The sequence below is a fragment of the Terrisporobacter muris genome (assembly GCF_024621905.1).
GTDB classification, from domain to species: Bacteria; Bacillota; Clostridia; order Peptostreptococcales; family Peptostreptococcaceae; genus Terrisporobacter; species Terrisporobacter muris.
In genome coordinates, this window is the sequence record NZ_JANKBY010000099.1 from 1 (window position 1) to 11,250 (window position 11,250).

Sequence of the window (11,250 nt, forward strand, 5' to 3'; positions counted from 1 at the left end):
AATATCTATGGAATTTTTCTCATAGTATTAATATATAGAAGTAATTTGTAAATAAGGTAATTCAATTAATTAAGATAAATAAATCCTTATAAAAAATATATATTCACTAGTAGATTAAAATGTAACACATATAGTTTAGGATTCATATTTTATTAAGAAGGAGTAGTAATATTAAGGGGTGACTTGTGTGAACAATTTACTGTTAATACTTGCAATGATGGTATTGAGTAATGGTAATGTATCATTATTTGATAATAAAAATAAATCAAATAAGTCTGCAGAGGAGTCAACAAAGATGGAAGTTATTGAACCAAGTCCTAAAAGTAGTCAGAATCAGAGAAGTGGTCCAAAAGTAAGAAAAATTAAAAAGATAAAAAAGAAGACTCGAAGCAAAGATACTACTAGAGAGAAAAAGAATGATCCTATCAAAAATATTTTGAAGTTTGATATGACGGATGTTAATAAAGGTATCAACTTAATGGATTTAAGCGAGGAAGACTTAGATAGAGGAATGGAAATAATAACAAAAACGAAGAAGTATATGAATAAAGAGGAAAGAAGTATACTTATAAAGTTAGAGAGTGTTCTCGATTTAGTAAAAGGAATAAAAAAATTAAATGACATTAATATATTGAGCGAAGAAGATGAAAGTGAATTTTTTAGAAGTATGGATGAAGAAGATAAAAAAAATATGATGATAAAAGAAATAATAGAAGTTTTTCCAGAAAAGAAAAAGCAGTCTGTGGAAAAGGCTCTTGAAATGAAAAAAATGATAGATTTATTTGCTGAATTATTTTTACCAGATGGAGAAGAAGGTGGAGGATTTAGTTTAAGTTCTCTTGCTGATATTAATAACTTAGGTAGTATCAATAACTTGAAATTATTAGGAAGTTTGCTAAGAAGTCTAGATGGTGATGATGAAGACGAAAGTGAAGATAAAGAGTATGAATGTGTTGAAGTAGATGAAGAGGATATAGAAGAAGAAAATACAGTGGATGATTATGATGAATATTTGGAAGTAAACAAAGCAATGACAAATAATAAAAAATATAGTAAAAGTAAATCAAGAAGAAATAAAAACAAAAGAAAAAAAGAAATTTGATGAAATACAGGATTGTAGAAGAAGATTTGATTACTTACATAAGTTGAATTACAAAATATTGTAAAAATATCTTAAATTTAAAAATTTTTACAGAATAAACTACTTTAATTATTTTAACTTTTGTATTATAATAAATATAAATTAAGAAAAAACTCCTGAGACATGCGACAGGTATCCTTTAAATTCAACCGACATGCACTATACGGGAGATCGGGTCTTGCAATAGTAAGATGCCATTATATTTATATAAAGGAATTTAAATTTGCGAGCAGGTCACCCACCTGGGAGATTCTCGGGTCTGAATTTATGGGGCCAACGGTGCCTTGGGAATAAAAAAATGTTGCTATTTTTAGCAACATTTTTATTTTGCAAATTTTTAATTTTAGATGCTAAATTCCCAAAATACCCACATCATTGAGAGTTGAAAAAACATGACTCACATTATATTTTGAATCTTTTTCATAATTAGAATAAAATGCAGATCTAATAAAATCATCTTCTGTAGAAGATTCATCTATAGTAGATTGAGACCAGGTTTTACCTAAGTTATCGGAACTAGAAGTAAATAACTTGTTAAAGTTTACCCAAGATACAGAAATAATGCTATCTGTTTTAACTAAGGAAGGATACATACAAGTGGAAGGCTCGCTTAAATATGAAGAGGTATCAATATTAAACTTATTTTCATTAAGGTATCCACTTATGTGTCTTACAACATATCCATTTTTTATATATTCACAAAAACATAAATGATAAAAATTCATACTGTCTCTAATAATGTCTAAATAGATTTTATTTTTACCAGAGCTTGTAATTTGTATAGGGTCACTCCAACAAAAAGTACCTGAGTTAAATCTTGATGCAAAGATTTCTTCACAACCATTTACTAATTTGAAATAAAATATAGTTGGTACGGATTCATTCCATAGAACAGTAAAACTATCTAATACTAAATGGTTAATAAAGTCAATCTTATTTTCTATCCAATAATCATTGTTTTTATAGTGATGGAAAAGAGCACACGTATTAGTAGAGCTATTATTAAATACATAATAAAAAATATGAGCGTTATTATGTATATATTTTACATAAGGGAAGGCTAATCCAAATTTTTTGAAATTATAAGTTATAGATTCTTTTTGGGTAAAGATTTTAGAGTTATTTTTACATTCTAATATTTGTAGAGATTTATCACAGTAAATACAGTAAACATTATCATCTTTATCAATGGAAAAGGAATATTTGGTAAAATTTATATCAACATCACTTATTAATTTATTTCTATGAACCAAATTGTTGTTTGTATCATAATAGTTGTAATAAAGTCCGTCATTATTAAGGGATATATAAAACATATCCTTAGTGCTTCTTCTAATTATAGCATAGCATTCATTTATAAAGCTCATTTTCAACCTCCTAAAAATATCCATATTATAATATATTTACAAAAAAAACTTATATTCTATTTTTTTATGTATATGTGTAGTTATGTAACACTTATTCATCCAAACGCATATTATTTATTAGGCTTACAAAGCCAGGACATTTTTATCAATATCAATAAGGGAGGATAATAAAAAATGCAAGATTTAAAAAAGAATAAAAGAAGAATGAATAATAAACAAATGTCTACAATGAGCAATTGCCCTGAAAGGGAAGAAGTAGAATCAGTAGTAGCAGTAGAAGTAGATGAACTTGACAGAGGATGTAAGTGCAACAATGATATGGAATCACACAAAAATAAATGCAATGAAAAGCATGAAAAGCATGAGTGTGAGTGTGAATGTCATTGTGAATGTAAAAAACATGAAGAATGTAAAGAATGTGAAGCTGTATCTGAAGAATGTTCAGTAAATCCATGTAGAGAAGAATGCTGTAATGGAATAAGACCAACTTTTTCAACAAGAAACGCGTCTCCAGTAGCTATAGAAACAAATAGAATATTTGACTCAATACAATTTAGAGCATTTACAGATGCTAAGGGACCTAATGGACAAACTTTATTCTTTGAATTTGAAGTTATAGATGTAAGAGGTAATGTACCATCTAGAGGATCAGCAAAAGTTGTAGTTGACGAAGTTTGTATGAATTTTGAAGAGCTTGAGATAATTCCTGGAGATATAACTGTAGATGACTTTATAGTAACTCCAGTTGAAAATAATTCACCTTGTGATACAGTATTTGAATCTATAGTATGCCCAAGAAGAAACGCTACTTGTTGTGCACAAAATAGAGGACAAAATGTATTATTTAGAGAAAGAGGATTAACTGTAAGAGTAGAGGATTTAGTTCTAGAAATAAGAGGACATTGTGGATGTACTAAAATAGTTGCTCTTGCATTCCCAGCAGTAAAAAGAGGTAATGGACAATTATGTAGAGTAGATTCTGTTGAATTTAATTTTAACACACTAGCTTCTAATATATGTGTTCCATCTAGTGGTAGATCAATAACATTAAGACAAGATTATTTAACTAAGTTAACAGTTGACTGTATATCTAATGCATTTATTTCTGCAGAAGATTGCTTTGACTGTGATAGAAATCATGACTGTGATTGTGACTGTGATTGTAGAAATGATTGTGATTTTGACTTCGATTGTTTCGAGTTTACAATACCAAGTGGAATAGACTTAATACTATGTGTTGAAGAAACAGTTAGTGCTTTACTAGGAGATCAACTAGTAGTTTTAGCTGAAACAAGCTTTAGCCCAAGAGTAGTAGATACTTTTGCAAATGTTTGTAAATTTCCAGGTTGTGGTGAATAATTTAGAGAATTAAAATATATAACAAATGATTAGATAGAGGATTAACCAAATATCTTTATTCTACTAACAAAGAGGACTATCACATAATGATAGTCCTCTTTTAATTGTAAGTAAATTATAGTTCGTTTGATTTTTAAATAAAAAATATAATTCTTAATATATTAACTTTTATAAATGATACTATAACAATATTCAAAAATATCATCTTTAATAGTTGAAGTAGACCTAAAGTCAGAAAAGGATGTGGAGTTTCTAAGTAAACTATTAGTTGGCATCCATTTTTTATTACTATGATTAAAAACTAAAGTATTAGTATTAACGACAGACCTATTATTATTTTCAACAGCATCATAAGTAAAAATCATATTACTCATATTATCAATGTTTAATCTATAAATACATTCATTATTTTTTTTGATATTATTAATATGGTATTTATTGATATGATAATTGCTAGGGCTAAAATTATAATGAGAAACTCTATAGCAACTATCTTTAATAGAAGATTCTTCTACTAAAAAGACATTTAAATAATTTTGAATAATGAAAAGTCTCATATTTTTTATGTTATTTATATTGTTAGATGCCTTGCAAAGAGGTCTCCGTCTGACTTTACCATCTTTGTACATATAGTGAATTAGCTTACCTTTTGTATCAATAGAGCAAATATGAATAAAGTTATTATCATCGAAGTTTGCACAATAAGAAATAATGTTATTTGCAATTTTATCTATTTTTTCATTAATATTTTTTATAAATAAACAATTATTTTCTTCATAAACATAAAACGGTTTTATATTATTAATCAAAATCTCACCTACTTTCTTTACATTTTTTTCAATGCCTTTATTAAAACTATACTGTGAAGAATGGTTGTAAAGATAGCTGTGGCAGTTATAGCATAAATATAGGCATACATATTTAAACTTGGTATAGGTAACAAAAAATAAATAGCAATAACTTGAATAATCATACCAACAATAGTATTTATACTAGATATAACCTCTTTTCTTATGGAGTGAAGTATTCCTGACAAAGTTTGATTTAGGCTAAGAAAAAGAGGAGCTAAAAACATGGTCTTTAGATAAATACCAGCAGTTTTATTGTTAAAGACTATTAAACATAATTCTTCTCCGAAAAAATAAAAAAATAAAGAAGATATAATACCTACACCTACAGTTAAAATAACAGCATAGTATATTTTTATTTTTACATTTTTAATTTTATTTAAAGCAACCTCTTGAGAGATGCTTGGGATTAAATTTACTACTAGAGCAGATCCTATGGTAAAAGGAAGATAAATAAAAGGCATTACCATACCACAAATAACACCATAAAGTCCTATGGACTGGGTATAAGATATCCCAGACAAAACCAGTCTAGAAGGTACTATCATAGAACTTACAGACTGCAAAACAACAGAAGACATTCTATTACATGTAATAGGTAGAGCCATTTTTAAAGTCTCCATGGAAGAATAATAAAAATCTTTCAGTCTAATAGTAAAATTATTGTACAAGGATGATTCTTTATATAAACAAATACTCATATAAATCACATTAGTAGCCTCACCAATGGATATACCAAGAAGAGTTACATAACAAATCATTGCCTTATCACTTATGTACATGGTTAATAAGAATACAAATAAAATTCTTGTTATTTGTTCAATAACTTGACCTACAGCAGGAACCATAACTTTTTTTATTCCATAGAAATATCCTCTTAGCACATTTGAAATAGTAATTATGACTATGGCTGGACATATGGATAGAATAAATAAATTTAAATATTTATCATGTAAAAGTTTAAAGGATAAATATGTACTATTAAAAGATACAAATAATGAAATAAGTAGTGATATAAAAAATGATATATATAAAGTAGATATGAAAAATATATTTGCATCCTTTTTATCTTTCAAGGCGCTTTCCTTTGCAACTAAGCAAGAAAGGGCAGTTGGGATTCCTGTTGTGGTGAGAGCAATACAAATCATTAAAAAGTTAAAAACCATATGATATATACCAAGCCCTATATCGCCCATGACCCGTGACAGAAATATTTTATATAGAAAACCTAATATTCTTACTATTAGGTTCGATATGAACAATATTATTGTTGATAAAACTAAATTAGGAATTCTCAAAAAATCACCTCCACATACTAAAAATGTATTCCTGTGAAGGTGAAAAAATAATTACAATTTTATAAAATTTGGTTTTTGATTATCAAAAGTAGAAATGTATTTAAATCCTAAATCTTTTAAATAAGAGTAAATATAATCAAATTTACAAGAAATAAAAGCTGGAGAGTGAGCATCAGAACCTGTAGTAATAATTTCACCACCTAAATCCTTGTAAAGAGATATTATATTTCTTGAAGGTGTTAAGTCAGGTAGGTTATATCTAAAACAAGAAGTATTTACCTCGATTCCTTTACCCTTATGAATAGCCTCTTTTAGTATAGCTTCTATAATATCCGTAAATAAGCTATCCCTAAGAATATTATCATAATTTCCGTATCTTTTTACTAAGTCTATATGGCCTAAAACACTGTAGCTATTAAAGTTTTTAACTATATCATATAAAGTTTTGTAATAAATTTCATAGGCCTCATGTTGATTTTTATTTTTAAAATATTCGTCGTAGTATAAATCATTTTTATCTATGGCATGTTGAGAGCATAAAATGAAATCAAAGTTATGATTTTTCATGTCATCATTGTATTTTTCTATAAGATGAGGTTGTAATCCTAGCTCGATACCTTTTTTTATTATAATTTTATCTTCATATTTTTTTTGCATTAACTCTAGTTTATGTAAATATTTTTTGTAATCCACAACAAACTTATCTGTTTGGTTAACATCATAGTCCATATGATCTGTAAAGCATATTTCCTGTAATCCTAAATTAATAGAAGTTTCAATCATCTTTTCTATTGGAGTTTTACTATCCGGAGAGAAGTTACAATGCATGTGATAGTCGTAGAACATTATTATTTCCCCTTTCATAAAAAATTTGGTATTATATATATTAATGATAACAAATACATATTTAAACATCAATAAATCTAAAAATAAGTAAGTGGTGATTAAATGAAGAAATATAAATTAGAATTAGATGATAATAATAGTAAATACATTCAAATTTATAATCATATAAAAAAGATGATTGTTGGAGGAAAAATAAAAGAACATGAAAAACTTCCGCCAATAAGGAAGCTAGCCAACTTTATAAATGTAAATAATGCTACTATTGTTAAGGTATATGAGTTGTTGGAAAAAGAAGGTTATGTATATAAGATAATTGGCAGTGGAACTTTTGTTTCTTCCATGAATATCAAGGAAGAAGTAAATTTGGAAAACTATAAAGATATGATACATTTTGATAGTGGTAATCCATCAAAGGATATGTTTCCTTTAGATAATTTTAAAGCAGCAATAAATATGGCATTAGAAAAAGATGGAGCATCTATATTTGAATATGATGAAGGAAAAGGTTCAGAAGAATTAAGAGAAGAATTATGTACATATTTAAGAAAGAAGAAGATAAATACTAATAAAAATAATATACAGATAATATCTGGTGCTCAACAAGGTATAGACATAGTTTGTAAAGGACTTATAAATTATTCAGATGTGGTATTTGTGGAAGAACCTACTTATAATGGTGCTTTAGAAGTGTTCAAAAGTAGGGGTGCAAAAATAATTACTATTCCTATGTTAGATGATGGTATAGATATAGGTATATTAAAACTCAAATTAGAAAAAATAAAACCTAAATTAATATATGTCATGCCTAATTTTCAAAATCCAAGTGGAATATCTTACAGTGAGTATAAGAAAAAGAAGCTGATAGAATTAAGTGAAGAATATGATTTTTACATTTTAGAAGATGACTTTATAAGTGATTTTGATTTTGACAGCAAGGATAGCAGGCCACTAAAAAGTTATGATATGAAAAATAGAGTTATTTATATTAAATCATTTTCAAAAATACTTATGCCAGGACTTAGAATTGGTATAGTTGATATACCAAGGGAGCTGCAAAAGAAAATTCTTTGGGCAAAATACTCATCAGATATATCTACACCAGGACTTATACAAAAATCTATGTACTATTATATGAAGTATTTCAATTGGGAAGAATATTTAAAAAGCATAGATAAAGTTTATACTAAAAAATATAGAAAAACAAAAGTTTTATTAGAAGAAAAATTAGGAGATAAACTAAAAATATATAAATCTCAAGGGGGACTAAATTTCTTTATTGAATTACCAAGAGGATATTCATCCCAAGCTTTCTACAACTTCATGTTAGAAAAAGGAGTTTGTATTACACCAGGAACTTATTTTTTTGATAATATAATGGATGATAGATTTTTTAGGATTAACATAGCAAATGAAACAATTGAGGATATAGAAAAAGGAATAACTATAATAGAAAATAATTTAGAAGAGTTTATTACATCTTATAAAAATGGAGAAGCTATAAGAAGTAATAAAATATTTTATTAATAAATGAAAACACTAGGAGGAAAAAATGTTTGATCAAAAAAAACTAGACAGAATAAATTTTTTAGCAAAAAAAAATAAAGAAGAAGGATTAACAAAGGAAGAATTAGCAGAAAGAGAAGTATTAAGAAAAGAATACTTAGAAAACTTCAGAGCTCATTTTAAATCTAGACTTGAAAATGTAAAAGTTGTACATACTCAAGAGGAGTATGATGAACTAATGAAGAAGAATAATAATTAGCTTATATAAAATCCATAAATAGGGGGCCAAATATGAATTTAAAATATGAATTTGAAAATGGTTGGAAAGTTATAAAAGAAATGAATAATATGGAAAATGCTATGTCATATTCAAAAGAATATATTGATTTCTTAAACAAAAGTAAAACAGAAAGATTATGTGCTAGAGAAATAATTAGACTAGCAAGATTACAAGGCTTTATATCTATTGAAGAAGTTATAAAAAAAGGCAAAATAGAATCTGGAGACAAAATATTTGCAGAAAATAAAGACAAGGGTGTGGCTTTATTTGTAATTGGTGAAAAGGATATAGAAGAAGGTATGAAGATAATTGCTTCTCATATAGATTCACCAAGATTAGACTTAAAACAAAATCCATTATATGAAGATGATAATATGGCATATTTTAAAACTCATTACTATGGTGGAATTAAAAAATATCAATGGGTTTCTATGCCACTTGCATTATATGGCGTAGCATTTTTACAAGATGGTACTAAAATTGATATAGCCATAGGAGATGATGATGAAGATCCAGTATTTTGTATAACTGATTTATTACCTCATTTATCATCAGATCAAAATCAAAAGAAATTACATGAAGCTATTGGTGGAGAAGATTTAAATGTACTGATAGGAAGTATTCCTTTTGATGAGGAAGAAAATGCTACTGTAAAATATAATATGTTAAAGTTATTAAACGAAAAATATAAAATTACTGAAGAAGATTTTTTAAGTGCTGAAATAGAAGTAGTTCCAGCAGGAAAAGCTAAGGATTTAGGAATAGATAAATCAATGGTTATTTCTTATGGTCAAGATGACAGAGTATGTGCATTTGCAGGTGTGAAAGCCATATTTGAAGTTGAAAAACCAGAATATACAGCAGTTACATTATGTGTAGATAAGGAAGAAACTGGTTCTTATGGTAATACAGGTATGCACTCAAAATTCTTTGAAAACACTGTGGCAGAATTAATAAACTTACAAGACAATTACTCTGATCTAAAAATAAAAAGAGCCATGTCTAGATCAAGAATATTATCTGGAGATGTTAATGCAGCTTATGATCCAAATTTCTCTTCAGTATATGAAAAAGCAAACTCGGCTCATATGGGTGGCGGTGTTGCTATAATGAAATATTCAGGCTCAAGAGGAAAAAGTGGAACAAGTGATGCTAATGCAGAATTTGTTTGTGAAGTGAGAAGAATATTTAATCAAGAAAATGTAGTATGGCAAACAGGTGAGCTTGGAAAAGTTGACCAAGGAGGCGGAGGTACCGTAGCATATATATTAGCTAACTATGGGGCTGAAGTTTTAGACTGTGGTGTGGGATTACTTAGTATGCATGCACCTTATGAAGTTGCCTCAAAAGCAGATATTTTTGAAATGTACAGAGGTTACAAGGCTTTCTTAAATATAAATCTATAAAACTGAAGTCCTTCTATTTTTATACAAAAGGTAGAAGGACTTTTTACGTGTAAAATTTAAATTTTTTTATGCTTTTATTATATCTAAAAAGGATAAAGCAATGATTATATAATAATAGATAAAACTTATGATAAAAATATAAGTTGTTGATTGTTGTGGAAGTTTTTGCTATATTAATAATAAGAAAAATTATAGAAATTTAACTTGTATTACAAAAAAATTACAAAATGATATTTAATATCAATTCACGAGTATTATAGGTTATAATTTAAAAATGAGAAAAAGAGATAAAAATCATGTATATAAGACAAAAAATAAACTTATTTATACTTGATATAAGGAGGACTAATTTATGAACCTAAAAAAATCATTATCTAGATTGATTATTTTGGCTATGCTATTTACGGGATGCTCCAATTATCAAGTTCAAAATAAGAGCATATCATTACCAGATGAAGCAACTAAACAGAAAACTATGACTAAAGTTCAAAATGATGTAAATGAAATAATAGGAAAAGATTATGATTATGTCTTAAGTAACTTAGGAGAGCCTAATTCTACTGCATATTGGATAGATAAAAGTAATATAGATAATATAGATAATTTAGAAAATTTAGATGATATAGAAGACATAACAGATATAAATTTGATTTATTTAAAGAACGTATTAAATGAAGGCGTAAATAGTAGTGCACTATATTTGAAATTAAAAGATAAGGTAGTAAAAAAAGCACAAATAGTGGATTATTCTCGAGGAAATAGAATTAAAACTTTGGATAAATCAAAAATACTTATAGATTGTTATAATGATGGAGATATAGTTAAAACAGCAGATTTAGACATGAAAAAACTAGATGATTTTACTGGTATTGATTCTAGTGAAATGGAAAAAATAGTAGGTAAGAAGCAACCATCTTATGATGCATATTTATATGACAAAGCAGAAAAATCTATAAATGTATATTATTTAGACGATGAGGATAAACTACTATCAATATTTACTAAAGATAATAAAATATCAGAAATTAAAATTCTTGATAATAAAAAAGAAGTTATAAATGAAATAAAAAATATAATGCTAGATAATTAATAACACATAAAGTTATAGATTCTAATAAAATCTATAACTTTTTTGTAATAATAAAAAATTGTAGGTGAGCATGATTATAAATGAGCAAATTAGAAATAGCTAATTATATTAT

The 11,250-nt window shown here is 26.9% G+C and carries 10 protein-coding genes and 1 other RNA gene; 7 read left to right on the top strand and 4 right to left on the bottom strand.

Annotated features, from left to right (window positions below; genetic code table 11):
- Window positions 1-187: 187 nt before the first annotated feature.
- Window positions 188-1,102 carry a hypothetical protein gene (locus tag NSA58_RS09470; RefSeq protein ID WP_039680196.1) on the top strand — a complete coding sequence of 305 codons (915 nt, stop codon included), beginning with the start codon at window positions 188-190 and terminating at the stop codon, window positions 1,100-1,102.
- Between the two features lie 149 nt (window positions 1,103-1,251).
- A non-coding RNA gene (ssrS, locus tag NSA58_RS09475) (6S RNA) lies at window positions 1,252-1,436 on the top strand.
- Between the two features lie 55 nt (window positions 1,437-1,491).
- Here ssrS and NSA58_RS09480 read toward each other — a convergent pair.
- Complete coding sequence (locus NSA58_RS09480; RefSeq protein ID WP_039680197.1) at window positions 1,492-2,508, bottom strand: hypothetical protein; 1,017 nt, start codon at window positions 2,506-2,508, stop codon at window positions 1,492-1,494.
- A 174-nt stretch (window positions 2,509-2,682) separates the two neighbouring features.
- Here NSA58_RS09480 and NSA58_RS09485 point away from each other — a divergent pair, with 174 nt between their 5' ends.
- On the top strand, window positions 2,683-3,867 hold the full coding sequence (locus tag NSA58_RS09485; RefSeq protein ID WP_039680198.1) for an exosporium morphogenetic protein CdeC: 1,185 nt from the start codon (window positions 2,683-2,685) through the stop codon (window positions 3,865-3,867).
- 161 nt (window positions 3,868-4,028) lie between these two features.
- Here the strand turns inward: NSA58_RS09485 and NSA58_RS09490 are convergent, their stop codons facing one another.
- The 3 genes from NSA58_RS09490 to NSA58_RS09500 are packed head-to-tail and all read right to left on the bottom strand — an operon-like array spanning window position 4,029 to window position 6,859.
- Complete coding sequence (locus NSA58_RS09490) at window positions 4,029-4,676, bottom strand: hypothetical protein (protein WP_039680199.1); 648 nt, start codon at window positions 4,674-4,676, stop codon at window positions 4,029-4,031.
- Window positions 4,677-4,693: 17 nt separating this feature from the next.
- Window positions 4,694-6,013: a polysaccharide biosynthesis protein gene (locus NSA58_RS09495; RefSeq protein WP_039680200.1), complete on the bottom strand. Its 1,320-nt coding sequence runs from the start codon at window positions 6,011-6,013 to the stop codon at window positions 4,694-4,696.
- Window positions 6,014-6,064: 51 nt separating this feature from the next.
- Complete coding sequence (locus tag NSA58_RS09500) at window positions 6,065-6,859, bottom strand: histidinol-phosphatase HisJ family protein (protein WP_039680201.1); 795 nt, start codon at window positions 6,857-6,859, stop codon at window positions 6,065-6,067.
- Window positions 6,860-6,961: 102 nt separating this feature from the next.
- On the opposite strand from NSA58_RS09500, the gene pdxR reads away from it, so the two are divergent.
- The 4 genes from pdxR (at window position 6,962) to NSA58_RS09520 (ending at window position 11,138) form a co-directional block, all read left to right on the top strand.
- On the top strand, window positions 6,962-8,383 hold the full coding sequence (gene pdxR, locus NSA58_RS09505) for a MocR-like pyridoxine biosynthesis transcription factor PdxR (RefSeq protein WP_039680202.1): 1,422 nt from the start codon (window positions 6,962-6,964) through the stop codon (window positions 8,381-8,383).
- A 25-nt stretch (window positions 8,384-8,408) separates the two neighbouring features.
- Window positions 8,409-8,621, top strand: coding sequence for a DUF896 domain-containing protein (locus tag NSA58_RS09510; RefSeq protein ID WP_039680203.1), 213 nt, complete (start codon window positions 8,409-8,411; stop codon window positions 8,619-8,621).
- A gap of 32 nt (window positions 8,622-8,653) precedes the next feature.
- Window positions 8,654-10,048, top strand: coding sequence for an aminopeptidase (locus tag NSA58_RS09515; RefSeq protein WP_039680204.1), 1,395 nt, complete (start codon window positions 8,654-8,656; stop codon window positions 10,046-10,048).
- A 352-nt stretch (window positions 10,049-10,400) separates the two neighbouring features.
- Complete coding sequence (locus tag NSA58_RS09520; protein ID WP_074429107.1) at window positions 10,401-11,138, top strand: hypothetical protein; 738 nt, start codon at window positions 10,401-10,403, stop codon at window positions 11,136-11,138.
- Window positions 11,139-11,250: the final 112 nt, after the last annotated feature.

Excerpts from the sequence above, each read along its gene's own strand:
- NSA58_RS09480 (WP_039680197.1), bottom strand. The coding sequence starts at position 2,508 with ATGAGCTTTATAAATGAATGCTATGCTATAATTAGAAGAAGCACTAAG.
- NSA58_RS09485 (WP_039680198.1), top strand. The coding sequence starts at position 2,683 with ATGCAAGATTTAAAAAAGAATAAAAGAAGAATGAATAATAAACAAATG.
- NSA58_RS09500 (WP_039680201.1), bottom strand. The coding sequence starts at position 6,859 with ATGTTCTACGACTATCACATGCATTGTAACTTCTCTCCGGATAGTAAA.
- pdxR (WP_039680202.1), top strand. The coding sequence starts at position 6,962 with ATGAAGAAATATAAATTAGAATTAGATGATAATAATAGTAAATACATT.
- NSA58_RS09510 (WP_039680203.1), top strand. The coding sequence starts at position 8,409 with ATGTTTGATCAAAAAAAACTAGACAGAATAAATTTTTTAGCAAAAAAA.
- NSA58_RS09515 (WP_039680204.1), top strand. The coding sequence starts at position 8,654 with ATGAATTTAAAATATGAATTTGAAAATGGTTGGAAAGTTATAAAAGAA.
- NSA58_RS09520 (WP_074429107.1), top strand. The coding sequence starts at position 10,401 with ATGAACCTAAAAAAATCATTATCTAGATTGATTATTTTGGCTATGCTA.